Annotated in this window: 18 protein-coding genes; 14 read left to right on the forward strand and 4 right to left on the reverse strand. The window is 40.7% G+C overall.

Annotation, left to right across the window (positions count from 1 at the left end; genetic code table 11):
* Positions 1-34 precede the first annotated feature (34 nt).
* The 6 genes from SK578_RS02005 to dnaJ all read left to right on the forward strand — a co-directional run bounded on the left by SK578_RS02005 (position 35) and on the right by dnaJ (position 6,753).
* On the forward strand, positions 35-547 hold the full coding sequence (locus SK578_RS02005; protein ID WP_042750170.1) for a DUF2812 domain-containing protein: 513 nt from the start codon (positions 35-37) through the stop codon (positions 545-547).
* Between the two features lie 160 nt (positions 548-707).
* The gene (hrcA, locus tag SK578_RS02010) at positions 708-1,742 is read left to right on the forward strand and encodes a heat-inducible transcriptional repressor HrcA (protein ID WP_042750173.1); all 1,035 of its coding nucleotides are present in this window, start codon (positions 708-710) and stop codon (positions 1,740-1,742) included.
* A 26-nt stretch (positions 1,743-1,768) separates the two neighbouring features.
* On the forward strand, positions 1,769-2,293 hold the full coding sequence (gene grpE, locus SK578_RS02015; protein ID WP_042750174.1) for a nucleotide exchange factor GrpE: 525 nt from the start codon (positions 1,769-1,771) through the stop codon (positions 2,291-2,293).
* Positions 2,294-2,671: 378 nt separating this feature from the next.
* Complete coding sequence (dnaK, locus tag SK578_RS02020) at positions 2,672-4,495, forward strand: molecular chaperone DnaK (protein ID WP_000034661.1); 1,824 nt, start codon at positions 2,672-2,674, stop codon at positions 4,493-4,495.
* Between the two features lie 215 nt (positions 4,496-4,710).
* Positions 4,711-5,343 carry a DJ-1/PfpI family protein gene (locus tag SK578_RS02025; RefSeq protein WP_042750176.1) on the forward strand — a complete coding sequence of 211 codons (633 nt, stop codon included), beginning with the start codon at positions 4,711-4,713 and terminating at the stop codon, positions 5,341-5,343.
* 273 nt (positions 5,344-5,616) lie between these two features.
* The gene (gene dnaJ / locus SK578_RS02030; RefSeq protein WP_042750178.1) at positions 5,617-6,753 is read left to right on the forward strand and encodes a molecular chaperone DnaJ; all 1,137 of its coding nucleotides are present in this window, start codon (positions 5,617-5,619) and stop codon (positions 6,751-6,753) included.
* Positions 6,754-6,829: 76 nt separating this feature from the next.
* Here dnaJ and SK578_RS02035 read toward each other — a convergent pair whose 3' ends face one another.
* The 3 genes from SK578_RS02035 to SK578_RS02045 are packed head-to-tail and all read right to left on the reverse strand — an operon-like array spanning position 6,830 to position 8,257.
* Positions 6,830-7,489, reverse strand: a complete 660-nt coding sequence (locus SK578_RS02035; protein ID WP_042750179.1) for a hypothetical protein — start codon at positions 7,487-7,489, stop codon at positions 6,830-6,832.
* Between the two features lie 60 nt (positions 7,490-7,549).
* Positions 7,550-7,837: a hypothetical protein gene (locus tag SK578_RS02040; protein WP_000777754.1), complete on the reverse strand. Its 288-nt coding sequence runs from the start codon at positions 7,835-7,837 to the stop codon at positions 7,550-7,552.
* Between the two features lie 9 nt (positions 7,838-7,846).
* The gene (locus SK578_RS02045) at positions 7,847-8,257 is read right to left on the reverse strand and encodes an HIT family protein (RefSeq protein WP_042750181.1); all 411 of its coding nucleotides are present in this window, start codon (positions 8,255-8,257) and stop codon (positions 7,847-7,849) included.
* 67 nt (positions 8,258-8,324) lie between these two features.
* On the opposite strand from SK578_RS02045, the gene SK578_RS02050 reads away from it, so the two are divergent.
* Positions 8,325-9,056, forward strand: a complete 732-nt coding sequence (locus SK578_RS02050) for an ABC transporter ATP-binding protein (protein ID WP_042750183.1) — start codon at positions 8,325-8,327, stop codon at positions 9,054-9,056.
* Positions 9,053-10,102, forward strand: a complete 1,050-nt coding sequence (locus SK578_RS02055; RefSeq protein WP_042750185.1) for an ABC transporter permease — start codon at positions 9,053-9,055, stop codon at positions 10,100-10,102. The genes SK578_RS02050 and SK578_RS02055 overlap by 4 nt, the downstream gene beginning before the upstream one ends.
* A gap of 62 nt (positions 10,103-10,164) precedes the next feature.
* On the opposite strand, the gene SK578_RS02060 is transcribed toward SK578_RS02055, so the two are convergent.
* Positions 10,165-10,494, reverse strand: a complete 330-nt coding sequence (locus tag SK578_RS02060) for a hypothetical protein (RefSeq protein ID WP_042750186.1) — start codon at positions 10,492-10,494, stop codon at positions 10,165-10,167.
* Positions 10,495-10,789: 295 nt separating this feature from the next.
* Here SK578_RS02060 and SK578_RS02065 point away from each other — a divergent pair, with 295 nt between their 5' ends.
* From SK578_RS02065 to SK578_RS02090, 6 genes are all read left to right on the forward strand, one after another.
* Entirely contained in the window at positions 10,790-11,527 is a 738-nt protein-coding gene (locus SK578_RS02065; protein WP_042750188.1) for a response regulator transcription factor, read from the forward strand.
* A gap of 13 nt (positions 11,528-11,540) precedes the next feature.
* Positions 11,541-12,890 (forward strand): sensor histidine kinase, encoded by a 1,350-nt coding sequence (locus SK578_RS02070; RefSeq protein ID WP_042750190.1) that lies wholly within the window; start codon positions 11,541-11,543, stop codon positions 12,888-12,890.
* 68 nt (positions 12,891-12,958) lie between these two features.
* Positions 12,959-13,315 (forward strand): hypothetical protein, encoded by a 357-nt coding sequence (locus tag SK578_RS02075; protein ID WP_042750192.1) that lies wholly within the window; start codon positions 12,959-12,961, stop codon positions 13,313-13,315.
* Between the two features lie 200 nt (positions 13,316-13,515).
* The gene (locus SK578_RS11000) at positions 13,516-13,680 is read left to right on the forward strand and encodes a hypothetical protein (protein WP_042750194.1); all 165 of its coding nucleotides are present in this window, start codon (positions 13,516-13,518) and stop codon (positions 13,678-13,680) included.
* Positions 13,677-14,081 (forward strand): hypothetical protein, encoded by a 405-nt coding sequence (locus tag SK578_RS02085; protein ID WP_020903123.1) that lies wholly within the window; start codon positions 13,677-13,679, stop codon positions 14,079-14,081. The genes SK578_RS11000 and SK578_RS02085 overlap by 4 nt, the downstream gene beginning before the upstream one ends.
* Before the next feature lie 82 nt (positions 14,082-14,163).
* A complete protein-coding gene (locus SK578_RS02090) occupies positions 14,164-14,547 on the forward strand; it encodes a hypothetical protein (RefSeq protein WP_042750195.1) in 384 nt (127 codons plus the stop codon).
* The last annotated feature ends 136 nt before the right edge of the window (positions 14,548-14,683 follow it).

Genomic DNA, 14,683 nt, shown 5'->3' on the forward strand with positions numbered 1-14,683 from the left:
AACCATGCATGTTTTCTAATTTGGAGGTGCGATGATGAAAAGCAAACTACAATTTCGGATTTTTACGATTCTTGATGAGGATAAGAAAGAAGAATATTTACATGAGATGCACTTGAAAGGTTGGAGGTATAGAACGAGTCGTTTTGGTTTGTTCTATTTTGACCAATGTCAACCAGACGATGTCATCTACTGTATCTATGATTCTAGATTTCTTAAAAAATATAAGCATGAACTGCAAGATTTTAGAAATAGAGGTTGGGAATTGATGGGAGCAGGTTCTTGTTCGATTCTTCGTAAATCGTCTTCTGATTTACTTCCGGAGGATCAAGTCTATATGAGTAAGGGGCTCAGATGGGAAGTTATGCGAAATAGACTTCGTTCATGTACAGTTGCTTTCTCAGGTGGTCTTGTTGTTTGTATGAGTTCGTTTAGAGAAGAACTGTCGCAATCTTTCTTTGTCATTTTTGCTCTATATGCCTTTATGATTTCTTATCTAATCTATGGTTATTTCAGACTAAAAAGTAAATACCGAGTAGATGGAAGGTAGGATTCTAGGTCTTTAGACTGATTTTTAGCACTCTTGATAAAAGAGTGCTAATTTTTTGAGTTTTTATCTTGACATTCTCTTTTAAGGATGTATAATAGAATCATAAGTTAGCACTTGAGCGTATCGAGTGCTAATCGATCAGACAGAGAGGAGTGATGAGATGGTTACAGAGCGTCAGCAGGATATTTTAAATCTGATTATTGACATCTTTACCAAAACGCACGAACCTGTCGGATCCAAAGCTTTGCAAGAGTCTATTAACTCTAGCAGCGCAACCATTCGTAATGACATGGCGGCTCTAGAAAAGCAAGGTTTGCTTGAGAAGGCTCATACTTCAAGCGGTCGGATGCCAAGTGTTGCTGGTTTTCAGTACTATGTAAAACACTCACTGGATTTTGACCGACTGGCTGAAAATGAGGTATATGAAATTGTCAAAGCCTTTGATCAGGAATTTTTCAAGCTAGAGGATATTCTACAAGAAGCTGCTAATCTACTGACAGACCTGAGTGGCTGTACGGTAGTGGCATTGGATGTTGAGCCGAGCAGGCAACGTTTGACAGCCTTTGATATCGTTGTTTTGGGGCAACATACAGCCTTAGCAGTATTCACCCTAGACGAGTCTCGAACGGTTACCAGTCAGTTTCTGATCCCAAGGAACTTCTTGCAGGAGGATTTGCTGAAATTGAAGAGCATCATTCAGGAACGTTTCCTCGGCCACACCGTTCTAGATATTCACTACAAGATTCGGACTGAGATTCCGCAGATTATCCAGCGTTACTTCACAACAACGGACAATGTGATCGATCTCTTTGAACATATCTTTAAGGAAATGTTCAACGAAAACATTGTGGTGGCCGGCAAGGTTAATCTCTTGAATTTTGCCAATCTGGCAGCTTATCAGTTCTTTGACCAACCGCAAAAGGTGGCCTTGGAGATTCGTGAGGGGCTGCATGAGGATCAGATGCAAAATGTCCGTGTTGCAGACAGTCAAGAGTCCTGTCTAGCTGACCTAGCGGTGATTAGTAGCAAGTTCCTCATTCCTTATCGGGGAGTTGGAATTCTAGCGATTATGGGTCCAGTCAATCTGGATTACCAACAGCTAATCAACCAAGTCAATGTGGTCAACCGTGTTTTGACCATGAAGTTGACAGATTTTTACCGCTACCTCAGCAGTAATCATTACGAAGTACATTAAGATTGAAATCATTAAAGGAGGCGAAAATGGCCCAAGATATAAAAAATGAAGAATTAGAAGAAGTCCAAGAAGAGGAAGTTGTGGAAACGGTAGAAGAAACAACTCCTGAGAAGTCTGAATTGGACTTGGCAAATGAACGTGCAGATGAGTTCGAAAACAAATACCTTCGCGCTCATGCAGAAATGCAAAATATCCAACGCCGTGCCAATGAAGAGCGTCAAAACTTGCAACGTTATCGTAGCCAGGACTTGGCAAAAGCAATTCTCCCTTCTTTGGACAACCTTGAGCGTGCACTCGCAGTTAAAGGTTTGACAGATGATGTGAAGAAGGGCTTGGAGATGGTGCAAGAAAGCTTGATTCACGCTTTGAAGGAAGAGGGAATCGAAGAAATCGCAGCTGACGGCGAATTTGACCATAACTACCATATGGCCATCCAAACTCTCCCAGCAGACGATGAACACCCAGCAGATACCATCGCCCAAGTCTTCCAAAAAGGCTACAAGCTCCATGACCGCATCCTACGCCCAGCAATGGTAGTGGTGTACAACTAAGATACAAAGCCCGTAAAAAGCTCACAGTAAAAATAGGAGATTGACGAAGTGTTCGATGAACACAAGGAAATCTATCTTTTTTACCCAGAGCTTAGGGCGTGTTCGATTAGGCAATTCTGACGGTTGCAACATATATAATAGAAACCTTGTCCGAAACGACAATAAACTATGAAGAAAGATAAGAGGCAAGCCGGAGGCTTGCAAGGAAGATATTTCCCATCGTGGTGAAAGTTTCAGTAGCTTTTGCTACTGAAACAGGGGATTTTTGAGACAGTAGGCTCAAAAATAAGTGATGAAATCCCGTAGGGAGTTGCTCACGTCCCCACCACTTAAGGGGAATATCAAAAACAGAAAATTAACTAACAAGGAGAAAAACACATGTCTAAAATTATCGGTATTGACTTAGGTACAACAAACTCAGCAGTAGCAGTTCTTGAAGGAACTGAAAGCAAAATCATCGCAAACCCAGAAGGAAACCGCACAACTCCATCTGTAGTCTCATTCAAAAACGGCGAAATCATCGTTGGTGATGCTGCAAAACGTCAAGCAGTTACAAATCCAGATACAGTCATCTCTATCAAATCTAAAATGGGAACTTCTGAAAAAGTTTCTGCAAACGGAAAAGAATACACTCCACAAGAAATCTCAGCTATGATTCTTCAATACTTGAAAGGCTACGCTGAAGACTACCTTGGCGAAAAAGTAACCAAAGCAGTTATCACAGTTCCAGCTTACTTCAACGATGCTCAACGTCAAGCAACAAAAGACGCTGGTAAAATCGCTGGTCTTGAAGTAGAACGTATCGTCAACGAACCAACAGCAGCCGCTCTTGCTTACGGTTTGGACAAGACTGATAAAGAAGAAAAAATCTTGGTATTCGACCTTGGTGGTGGTACATTCGACGTATCTATCCTTGAATTGGGTGACGGTGTCTTTGATGTATTGTCAACTGCAGGGGATAACAAACTTGGTGGTGACGACTTTGACCAAAAAATCATCGACCACTTGGTAGCAGAATTCAAGAAAGAAAACGGTATTGACTTGTCTACTGACAAGATGGCAATGCAACGTTTGAAAGATGCAGCTGAAAAAGCGAAGAAAGACCTTTCTGGTGTAACTTCAACACAAATCAGCTTGCCATTTATCACTGCTGGTGAAGCTGGACCTCTTCACTTGGAAATGACCTTGACTCGTGCGAAATTCGATGATTTGACTCGTGACCTTGTAGAACGTACAAAAGTTCCAGTTCGTCAAGCCCTTTCAGATGCAGGTTTGAGCTTGTCAGAAATCGACGAAGTTATCCTTGTTGGTGGTTCAACTCGTATCCCAGCCGTTGTAGAAGCTGTTAAGGCTGAAACTGGTAAAGAACCAAACAAATCAGTAAACCCTGACGAAGTAGTTGCTATGGGTGCTGCCATCCAAGGTGGTGTGATCACTGGTGATGTCAAAGATGTTGTCCTTCTTGACGTAACACCATTGTCACTTGGTATCGAAACAATGGGTGGTGTCTTCACAAAACTCATCGACCGTAACACAACAATTCCAACATCTAAATCACAAGTCTTCTCAACTGCAGCAGATAACCAACCAGCCGTTGATATCCACGTTCTTCAAGGTGAACGCCCAATGGCAGCAGATAACAAGACTCTTGGACGCTTCCAATTGACAGATATTCCAGCTGCACCTCGTGGAATTCCTCAAATCGAAGTAACATTTGATATCGATAAGAACGGTATCGTGTCTGTTAAGGCTAAAGATCTTGGAACTCAAAAAGAACAAACTATTGTGATCCAATCTAACTCAGGTTTGACTGACGAAGAAATCGACCGCATGATGAAAGATGCAGAAGCTAATGCTGAAGCAGATAAGAAACGTAAAGAAGAAGTTGACCTTCGTAACGAAGTAGACCAAGCAATCTTCGCAACTGAAAAGACAATCAAGGAAACTGAAGGCAAAGGCTTCGATGCAGAACGTGACGCTGCCCAAGCTGCCCTTGATGATCTTAAAAAAGCTCAAGAAGACAACAACTTGGACGACATGAAAGCAAAACTTGAAGCATTGAACGAAAAAGCTCAAGGACTTGCTGTTAAACTCTACGAACAAGCCGCAGCAGCTCAACAAGCTCAAGCAGGAGCAGAAGGTGCACAAGCAACAGGAAACGCAGGCGATGACGTCGTGGACGGAGAGTTTACTGAAAAATAAGATGCAAAGCCCGTTAAAACCTCACAGTGAAAATAGGAAATCTGACGCAGAAACTTTAGTTTCTAGAAAGATTTATCTTTTTCACCAAGAGGTTAGGGCGTGCTCAATTTAGCATTACTAGTTTGATTTTTAAAACTCGAACGTCGTAATGATAAGAAGAAATCCAGAGGTTGCAACCCAGCCTCTGTTTTTCGATAAAATAGAGGATGTTGCGTATGAAAAAAGTACTTTGTATCATTTATCCTAATTTTTCTCTTTATGAGATAACCACTTTAACAAGTACTTTAGCTCTGTCTTTTGATATCACGATTGATTATGTAGCTTCTGAGAATTCGATGGTGGTCTCTGAGGATGGTTTGCCCTGTCAACCGACGAAAACATTGGATCAAATCCGTATAGAAGATTATTCTTGTGTGATTTTGCCAGGAATGGTAAATATAGGGCCTGCTCTACAGGATGAGAAATTGATCTCATTTTTGAGAAGTCTTGATGAGCAAGATGTCTTAATTGCAGCTATTTCTTCAGCGCCTCTTTTATTGGCGAAAGCAGGTTTGTTGAACGAGACGAAATTTACAGGTGGAATTTGGCAAAACTTCTTTGACTATTTTGAATTTCTTCCACGTGAGAATTTTCAACCGAAAGTTCTTGTGCAAGATAAACAAATTATTACGGCAATTGGTTTTGCACATCAAGAGTTTGCAAGAAAAGTGATTCTAAGTTTAGGGTTGGCAAAGAATACGCACAACTATTTTAAAGAAAAAAACGAGTACGCTGAAGAGGATTTGTTATTTACTCTATCAGACGAAGAGTTTGATCAAGTGAAGCGAAGTATAGAAAACAGCTTCTAAAGATTTACATGAAAATTATAGAAAGGAACAAGGGTGTTCAGGGAATTGAACACGGGTTCCCAAATTTCTTACTCAATATAACAGAAAGGAATTGAACCCGACCTAAATCGAGGTTTCGTTCCGCAACAATAACAGAAAGGAATAAGGGTGTTCAGGGAATTGAACACGGGCTACGGACTGTGCCAAAAAGATAGTTTTTTCTAGGACGCAAGCGTCCGTCGTCAAAAAACCTATTTTGGCTGTGTCCGTTTGACGCCCTTTGTATCTTGAATTATGAACAATACTGAATTTTATGATCGTCTGGGGGTGTCAAAAAACGCTTCGGCAGACGAGATCAAAAAGGCTTATCGTAAGCTTTCGAAGAAATACCACCCAGATATCAACAAGGAGCCTGGTGCTGAGGAAAAGTACAAGGAAGTTCAGGAAGCCTATGAGACTTTGAGTGACGACCAAAAACGTGCGGCCTATGACCAATACGGTGCTGCTGGAGCCAACGGTGGTTTTGGTGGAGCTGGTGGTTTCGGCGGTTTCGATGGGGCAGGAGGCTTCGGTGGTTTTGAAGATATCTTCTCAAGTTTCTTCGGCGGAGGCGGTGCTTCACGCAATCCAAATGCTCCTCGTCAAGGGGATGACCTTCAGTATCGTGTGAACTTGACCTTTGAAGAAGCTATCTTCGGTACAGAGAAGGAAGTTAAGTACAACCGAGAAGCTGGATGCCGTACATGTAATGGATCAGGGGCTAAGCCAGGAACAAGTCCAGTCACTTGTGGCCGCTGTCATGGCGCTGGTGTCATTAATGTCGATACGCAGACTCCGCTTGGTATGATGCGTCGCCAAGTAACCTGTGATGTCTGTCACGGTCGCGGAAAAGAAATCAAAGATCCATGTACAACCTGTCACGGAACTGGTCATGAGAAACAAGCTCATAGTGTACATGTGAAAATCCCTGCTGGTGTGGAAACCGGTCAACAAATTCGCCTAGCAGGTCAGGGTGAAGCAGGCTTTAACGGTGGACCTTATGGTGACTTGTATGTAGTGGTTTCTGTGGAAGCCAGCGACAAGTTTGAACGTGAAGGAACCACTATCTTCTACAATCTCAACCTCAACTTTGTCCAAGCAGCTCTTGGTGATACAGTTGATATCCCAACGGTTCACGGTGATGTTGAATTGGTTATCCCAGAGGGAACTCAGACTGGTAAGAAATTCCGTCTACGTGGCAAAGGAGCTCCGAGTCTTCGTGGCGGTGCAGTTGGTGACCAATACGTTACTGTCAATGTCGTAACACCGACAGGCTTGAACGACCGCCAAAAAGCAGCGCTTAAAGAATTCGCAGCTGCTGGTGATTTAAAAGTCAATCCAAAGAAAAAGGGCTTCTTTGACCATATTAAAGATGCCTTTGATGGAGAATAAACTAAAAAGAGCCAATTGGCTCTTTTGTGTTATCTTTGAAAATTTAGCGTCGAAAAATCATTTTCCAGTTAGCCTATTATTTATACTTTTGCTTGAGTAAGCCAGCTGCATCCATATCTTGGATGAGTTGCTTGATTTCCGCTTCCTTACCAGGCTTAATAGTAATGGTATCAATATGATTGATTGCCGAATTATCCTGAATATCCACTAAAGTCAAGGCCTTTTCATAGAATGCGATTCCTTTTTTTAGACTTTCCTGATCTTTCCAATATAGAACTGAGTAATCAGGATTTGGTTTCTTTCCGATTTCTTGTAAATAATTCCTACTTTCCTTCTCTAAAAATTGCAATAAACCATGATTGAACAAGTTATCCCCTACTTTATAGTATGAAATCTCTCCAGTCTGTAGGACATAGACTTCGAGTCGGTTTTTGGTGAGTTTTGGACTTTCTTTTAGGACAGGGTGACTATTGATGACCTCATCTGAGAAAGTAACATAAAAATTTAAGCCCCCACCCTCGAATTGATACCTTCCATTTGAATTTACTTTCTTAGGAGGCATGTCAAGGGAGGTAAAGATTTGTTTTAAGTCTTCGTTCCCTTTTCGGATGTCACTCGGTGAGGCTCTGAAAGCAAAGAACAGTAGTAGAAATGCTAGGACTGCAAGAAGGCTAAGGCAACCACAAGGGATTAGGATGATCTTAGCCAGAATTTTAAAAAACTGTTTCATTTTCATTCCTCTTTTTGTTTGACCCTGACAACCTAAAATAGATTTAAGGAAAGTTCATGGCTCTTTTTACTTATCTTCGATTTCCTGTGTTTCTTTTATCACAGCTAGTCTAGTCTGGATATCTTTTTCCAAGACCTTAAACTTGTAGGTGAGGTCTTCTTGGTATTCCTTGATGAGTTCTTTTTGCTGGTCGATGATTTGCAGGCTGTTTTGGATAATATCCACATCGTCCTTGATAGCTTGAACGCGGTCAGTGGTATTCAAGACTTCATCTGTGATGGTTTGGCGATTTTTTGTGACCAGATAACTTCCGGCTGCAGCTCCTGCAAATAGCAGTAGATTAGATAATTTCATGGCAACTCCTTAGGCGTTTTTGATAGTTTCAGCGACTTGAGCGAGTTTGTCAAAGTCTGGTTCGTGGGTGATAAAATCAATCTTGAGGTCATCGTCGGTACTGTAGCGAGGCACGAGGTGAACGTGGGTGTGAAATACTGTTTGACCTGCGATTTCTTCACAGTTGGCAATGATATTCATGCCAGTAGCCTTGGTAGCTTTCATGACTTTTTGAGCAATTGTTGGTACTTGGGCAAAGAGTTGGCTGGCGCTCGTAACGTCCATTTCTAAAAGATTGCGATAGTGCTCTTTTGGTACGACCAAGGTGTGCCCAGGCGTTACTTGAGAGATATCAAGAAAGGCAAGAACCTGCTCATCTTCATATACTTTTGATGCAGGAATTTCCCCTGCGATGATTTTACAAAAAATGCAATCTGACATAAAATCTACCTCTACTGTATTGAATTTTGATATAATATAGCTACATTATACCAGATTTGGAGAAAATATGTTAGAAATTAAAAACCTGACAGGTGGCTATGTCCATGTCCCTGTCTTGAAAGATGTGTCCTTTACAGTTGAAAGTGGGCAGTTAGTCGGTTTGATCGGTCTCAATGGTGCTGGGAAATCGACGACCATCAATGAAATTATCGGTCTGTTGACACCTTATAACGGATCTATCAATATCAATGGCTTGACCCTGCAAGAAGATGCGACCAACTACCGCAAACAGATTGGTTACATTCCTGAGACACCCAGTCTGTATGAGGAATTAACCCTCAGAGAGCATATCGAAACGGTTGCTATGGCTTATGGTATCGAGCAAAAAGTGGCTTTTGAACGAGTAGAACCCTTGTTAAAAATGTTTCGTCTGGACCAGAAATTAGACTGGTTCCCTGTTCATTTTTCAAAAGGGATGAAGCAGAAGGTTATGATTATCTGTGCTTTTGTGGTGGATCCAAGTCTCTTTATCGTGGATGAGCCTTTCCTTGGTCTTGATCCGCTGGCGATTGCGGACTTGATTCAGCTTTTGGAAGTGGAAAAGCAAAAGGGCAAGTCCATTCTCATGAGTACCCACGTTCTGGATTCGGCGGAGAAGATGTGTGATGCCTTTGTCATTCTCCACAAGGGAGAGGTGCGTGCTAAGGGAAATCTCCTGCAACTGCGCGAAGCCTTTAACATGCCTGAGGCTAGTTTGAATGATATTTACTTGGCTCTGACCAAAGAGGAGGACCTATGAAAGACTTGTTTTTAAAGAGAAAGCAGGCTTTTCGTAAGGAGTGTCTTGGTTATCTGCGCTATGTTTTCAATGACCACTTTGTCTTGTTCCTGCTTGTTCTGCTGGGATTTCTAGCCTACCAGTACAGTCAACTCTTGCAACATTTTCCTGAAAATCATTGGCCTATCCTTTTGTTTGTTGGAATTACTTCTATTTTACTTTTGCTTTGGGGTGGAATTGCTACTTATATGGAGGCACCAGATAAGCTCTTTCTCTTGGTTGGGGAAGAGGAAATCAAGCTCCATCTAAAGCGTCAAACTAGCATTTCCCTAGTCTTTTGGCTCTTTGTCCAGACCCTTTTCTTGCTGTTATTTGCTCCTTTATTTTTGGCGATGGGTTATGGCTTGCTAGTTTTTCTGGTCTATGTGCTTTTATTGGGGGTAGGAAAATATCTGCTCTTTCGTCAAAAAGCTAACAAATTTTTTACTGAAACTGGACTGGACTGGGACTTTGTCATTTCCCAAGAAAGCAAGCGTAAGCAAGTCTTGCTTCGTTTCTTTGCTCTCTTTACGCAGGTCAAGGGAATTTCAAACAGCGTCAAACGTCGTGCCTATCTGGACTTTATCCTAAAGGCTGTTCAGAAGGTGCCTGGGAAGATTTGGCAAAATCTCTATCTGCGTTCTTATCTGCGAAATGGAGACCTCTTTGCTCTCAGTCTCCGTCTGCTCTTACTTTCCTTGCTGGCGCAGGTCTTTATTGAGCAAGCTTGGATTGCGACAGCAGTGGTAGTTCTCTTTAACTACCTCTTGCTCTTCCAATTGTTGGCCCTCTATCATGCCTTTGACTACCAGTATTTGACCCAACTCTTTCCACTGGACAAGGGGCAAAAGGAAAAAGGTTTGCAGGCGGTAGTTCGAGGATTGACAAGTTTTGTCTTAGTTGTGGAATTAGTTGTAGGCCTTGTGACCTTCCAAGAAAAACTGGCCCTTTTAGCCTTGCTGGGTGCTGGTTTGGTTTTACTAGTCTTGTACTTACCTTATCAGGTCAAACGTCAGATGCAGGACTAACATGTACTTATATGACACTAAAAAAGAAGTTGAGTGCAATCTGTCTCAGCTTCTTTTATTTTTTACAAGAGAATGGTTGGGCCGTAGAGATTTAACTTGGTCTTGACTTGGTCAAAGTGAAAACGGTCATAGGCCCGCCAAGCGGCGCGAGTTGGAGCATCGGGATTGAGGGCGCTGAGTCCCATGAGAAGACTGGAAGTCTGGTAAAATTTTTCCAGTTCAATCAAGACGCGATTATCCACAGTCTCAGCCTTGGCTAGAAAGCCAAGAATAGAGTTTAATTGCTCCTGAAAGCGGACGTCGTCAGCTGTTGCCTGTTTGCATGCTTGATAGGCTTTGTTTAAGTCAGTAATCAAAGTCTGAGCTCTTTTGATAGGGTCTGTATCTGTCATGAGAATTCCTCCTTTAATCTGGGTGCTAGTCTTGTTTCTAGCAACTGTGTTTTGATACTGTTAGTTTATCACTTTTGTCTCCTTTTTCACCATAAAATCTTTAATTGCCCTTGAAATTTCCTGAACGGTACTGTTAAAATTTTATGATAAAATAGTTGTAAGATTATCATGCTTATTTGAGGAACAAGATACCCTTCAGGAGCGTTAAAGGCCTGTTTAGGATTTGGTGGGCTTGTATCATAGTATTTTTGCTATTCTCTTTTTAGGAAGAAATTGAAACAAGGAGAGTAAGAAGATGAGAATATTTGTTTTAGAAGATGATTTTTCCCAACAGACTAGGATTGAAGCGACGATTGAGAAACTCTTGAAAGAACATCACATCACTCCCAGTTCTTTTGAAGTCTTTGGTAAGTCAGACCAACTGCTGGCTGAAGTGCATGAGAAGGGGGCCCATCAGCTATTCTTTTTGGATATTGAGATTCGAAATGAGGAGATGAAGGGGCTGGAAGTGGCTAGAAAGATTCGGGATCGAGACCCCTATGCCCTGATTGTCTTTGTGACGACTCACTCAGAGTTTATGCCCCTGTCCTTTCGCTACCAAGTGTCTGCTTTGGACTACATTGATAAGGCCTTGTCAGCAGAGGAGTTTGAATCTCGTATCGAGACAGCTCTCCTTTATGCCAATAGTCAAGACAGTAAGAGTCTGGCGGAAGATTGCTTTTACTTTAAATCAAAATTTGCCCAATTCCAGTATCCTTTTAAAGAGGTTTATTATCTTGAAACGTCACCCAGAGCCCATCGTGTTATTCTCTATACCAAGACAGACAGGCTGGAATTTACAGCGAGTTTAGAGGAGGTTTTCAAGCAGGAGCCCCGTCTCTTGCAGTGCCACCGCTCATTTCTCATCAATCCTGCCAATGTGGTTCGTTTGGATAAGAAAGAAAAACTCCTTTTCTTTCCCAATGGTGGAAGCTGTCTAATCGCGCGTTATAAGGTCAGGGAAGTATCTGAAGCTATCAATAACTTGCATTGAGCTAGGAGAGTTTATGAATATTGCTTGGATATTATTGTATACGCTTATTACTAATGGGCTAAAAATTGTTATTTTCTTTAAGGTAGATGGAATTGGTCTCAATTTTGAGAGAATTTTTAAGGCCTTTCTTTTTAAGCTACTTTTGGCAGTTGTTTTTGTAATGATTAGCTATATAGTAGGAAATGATTATCTATCTTATTTTATGGAACCCTTGTACGGTATAGGTTTGTCTTTCTTACTGTTAAGAGGGCTTCCTAAAAAACTCCTCTTCTTTTATGGTCTCTTTCCAATGATATTGGTGAATCTCTTTTATAGAGGGGTCTCCTATTTTGTGCTTCCATTTTGGGGACAAGAAATTGTAGATAAAGGTAGCAATCCTATCTTTTTATTGATGACGATATTCGTTTGCTTCATAGTTTTAGTCTTTTTGAAATGGTTGGACTATGATTTCACTAACTTGAGAAAGGAGATTCTCGATAAAGGTTTTCAAAAGTCCCTGACCACGATTAACTGGATAATGGGGGCTTATTATCTAGTGATGCAAAGTCTGTCTTTCTTTGAATATGAACAAGGTATTCAATCAACGACTGTTCGCCATCTCATCCTAGTCTTTTACTTGCTCTTTTTTATGGGAATTATTAAGAAATTGGATACCTATTTGAAGGACAAACTCCATGAGAGATTGGACCAAGAACAGGCCTTGCGCTACAGAGATATGGAACGCTATAGTCGGCATATAGAGGAACTTTACAAGGAAGTCCGGAGCTTTCGCCATGACTACACTAACCTCTTAACCAGCTTACGTCTGGGCATTGAAGAGGAGGACATGGAGCAGATAAAAGAGGTCTACGACTCCGTCTTAAAGGATTCTAGTGAAAAATTGCAGGACAACAAATATGACCTAGGCCGATTGGTGAATATTCGGGACCGTGCCCTCAAAAGTCTCCTCGCGGGAAAATTTCTAAAAGCCAGAGATAAGAAGATTGTCTTTAATGTCGAAGTTCCTGAGGAGATTCAGGTAGAGGGGATGAGCCTGCTTGATTTTCTGACTATTGTGTCTATCCTTTGTGACAATGCTATTGAAGCCAGTGTAGAGGTTGGTCAACCTCACGTTTCAATCGCCTTTTTAAAAAATGGAGCACAAGAGACCTTCATCATAGAAAATTCCATCAAAGAAGAGAGAATAGATATTTCTGAAATCTTCTCCTTTGGAGCCAGTTCTAAAGGGGAGGAGAGAGGAGTTGGTCTCTATACCGTCATGAAAATTGTGGAAAGCCATCCCAATACCAGTCTAAATACCACCTGCCAAAATCAAGTCTTTCGTCAGGTTTTAACGGTTCACTCGATGTCAGTTGATGATTAGAAGATTTGTGGAAAGAAGTACTGCCTGTAGTCATCAATTAAAATACTATAGTATGGAAGGTATCCTATATGAATAAGAAATCCTTTTTTATCATCTGTTCTACGTTGATTATAGCATCGAATCTTCTCATGATTTCCGTGGTGAACAAGGGAGAAGAAACGGGGAGCAACCTGTTTGTGATTGCTATAGCCTGTGTTTTGCTACCAGCCTTTTTATATGCAGTTGAAAACAGACTGACTTCATTGGTAAGAGTAGAATCAATCCTCCTGATTCAGTTGACAGTTATATCCCTACTCCGTCTTATCAACAGAATAGGGAGTACGCCTGAAATCCTCAACATTATCATTACTCTTATCGCTTTGGCAAGTGGGACAGCTGCTATCCTTGTTGCGATTATGAGAATATATGAGAACATACGGAAGTGAGGGTGAGTAGTTCTCTATTTTGTATTTTCACATTGTCAAGTTCCCCCAGGGCAAGTATGTTTTTCATGCTTGCTTTTTTTATTTTTAACAATTCAAGATGTTTTGATGACCATTTATGATTTGAGCGATCCAAGGTCAAAATGAGTGCTATACTAGCAGTGTAAAGGTTCTAGCTCAACAAACATTCAGGAGGAAATCTTATGAAGAAAAAAATATTTGTCATTTTCATCTTGTATCTGATCATGTCCATCTTTCTATATCCGCTTAGGGAGAGTGCTTGGTATCAGCTATTCTATACCATAGCCTATGTGATTGCAGTGATGATTTATTTGGCTATCATGAAAAAGAAAGGAGAAAAGAAATGAAAACTTTTCTTGCTAAAAAACGGAACATCTTTCTTGCAAGATTGTTCCTAGGTCAGTTGCCCTTGCTTGTCTCTACTTATCTATTTCTATCTCGTCAGTTTTTAAATTTTTCCTTGGTTTTCCAATTTCTTTTAGTGGTTATTAACTTGGCTTCTATTTTGGTCACTGTTTACCTCACTAGAGAAATGAGGATAAGAAAGTTTGAAGATGATGATTTGGTTAGTCCTAGAACCAATCAACTCATGTTCATCGGCTTGACAGGTTTTATGTCTATTATTTGTTTGTATAGAGGTGTCACAGCAGGAGAATCTTACCAACAACTAATTGCCTATATTGGCGCTATTCTCTGCTTGATTATTATGCTTCTACTCATTTGGGGCTTGAAGTATTATAAAAAGTAGTTTGCCTTCCTCTTCTAATAGAATTTTTGATTAGAAGGCTCTATTAAACTGTCCGTGAAATAAGTAAATGGAGGTATTTAAAATGAAATATAGATTATTTCTTGTTATTTTCTTGAGTAGTATTTTGAATATTCTTTTAGGGACATTTTTACAAATCTCTAATGAATCGATTGGGTGGCTTGTTCTTTACAGTGCCTTGTTTGAAGCAGGAGTTTTTCTTCTTACCAATAAAGGGTTTGCGGTCCAAATCAAGGAGGCAGACATTCAAAACCGTTTTAAATTTATTTTTAGGAAAACGATATGGTTTCAAATTCTTTTGCTTATCTTTGTGATGATTAAACTTTATCTTGGTTTGGATGCGAGGTTGATTTTATTCTATGGACATATTTTCATTGTCTTTAATGCTTTAATATATCTATTATCTAGCAGTCGGATTAGTCTTAAAAAGAGCAAACTGTCCTCTTAATCTTGCAGCAGTAGATCCTAGCAAGGGGAGGTATTAGGCTAGCTGTTGTCTTGTAGATAGTGGGGAGGATTCATATGAAAAAATATCCTATTCTTTTCAAAATGAGTGCTATTCTTTCTTATTTGTTTCTGTTTTT

Source organism: Streptococcus mitis (assembly GCF_000722755.1).
GTDB lineage: Bacteria > Bacillota > Bacilli > Lactobacillales > Streptococcaceae > Streptococcus > Streptococcus mitis_CM.

Coding starts and splice junctions, on each gene's coding strand:
- hrcA (WP_042750173.1), top strand. CDS start 708: ATGGTTACAGAGCGTCAGCAGGATATTTTAAATCTGATTATTGACATC.
- SK578_RS02045 (WP_042750181.1), bottom strand. CDS start 8,257: ATGTCAGATTGCATTTTTTGTAAAATCATCGCAGGGGAAATTCCTGCA.
- SK578_RS02065 (WP_042750188.1), top strand. CDS start 10,790: ATGAGAATATTTGTTTTAGAAGATGATTTTTCCCAACAGACTAGGATT.
- SK578_RS11000 (WP_042750194.1), top strand. CDS start 13,516: ATGAAGAAAAAAATATTTGTCATTTTCATCTTGTATCTGATCATGTCC.
- dnaK (WP_000034661.1), top strand. CDS start 2,672: ATGTCTAAAATTATCGGTATTGACTTAGGTACAACAAACTCAGCAGTA.
- SK578_RS02035 (WP_042750179.1), bottom strand. CDS start 7,489: ATGAAAATGAAACAGTTTTTTAAAATTCTGGCTAAGATCATCCTAATC.
- SK578_RS02070 (WP_042750190.1), top strand. CDS start 11,541: ATGAATATTGCTTGGATATTATTGTATACGCTTATTACTAATGGGCTA.
- SK578_RS02050 (WP_042750183.1), top strand. CDS start 8,325: ATGTTAGAAATTAAAAACCTGACAGGTGGCTATGTCCATGTCCCTGTC.
- SK578_RS02055 (WP_042750185.1), top strand. CDS start 9,053: ATGAAAGACTTGTTTTTAAAGAGAAAGCAGGCTTTTCGTAAGGAGTGT.
- SK578_RS02005 (WP_042750170.1), top strand. CDS start 35: ATGAAAAGCAAACTACAATTTCGGATTTTTACGATTCTTGATGAGGAT.
- SK578_RS02090 (WP_042750195.1), top strand. CDS start 14,164: ATGAAATATAGATTATTTCTTGTTATTTTCTTGAGTAGTATTTTGAAT.
- SK578_RS02040 (WP_000777754.1), bottom strand. CDS start 7,837: ATGAAATTATCTAATCTACTGCTATTTGCAGGAGCTGCAGCCGGAAGT.
- SK578_RS02025 (WP_042750176.1), top strand. CDS start 4,711: ATGAAAAAAGTACTTTGTATCATTTATCCTAATTTTTCTCTTTATGAG.
- dnaJ (WP_042750178.1), top strand. CDS start 5,617: ATGAACAATACTGAATTTTATGATCGTCTGGGGGTGTCAAAAAACGCT.
- SK578_RS02060 (WP_042750186.1), bottom strand. CDS start 10,494: ATGACAGATACAGACCCTATCAAAAGAGCTCAGACTTTGATTACTGAC.
- SK578_RS02085 (WP_020903123.1), top strand. CDS start 13,677: ATGAAAACTTTTCTTGCTAAAAAACGGAACATCTTTCTTGCAAGATTG.
- SK578_RS02075 (WP_042750192.1), top strand. CDS start 12,959: ATGAATAAGAAATCCTTTTTTATCATCTGTTCTACGTTGATTATAGCA.
- grpE (WP_042750174.1), top strand. CDS start 1,769: ATGGCCCAAGATATAAAAAATGAAGAATTAGAAGAAGTCCAAGAAGAG.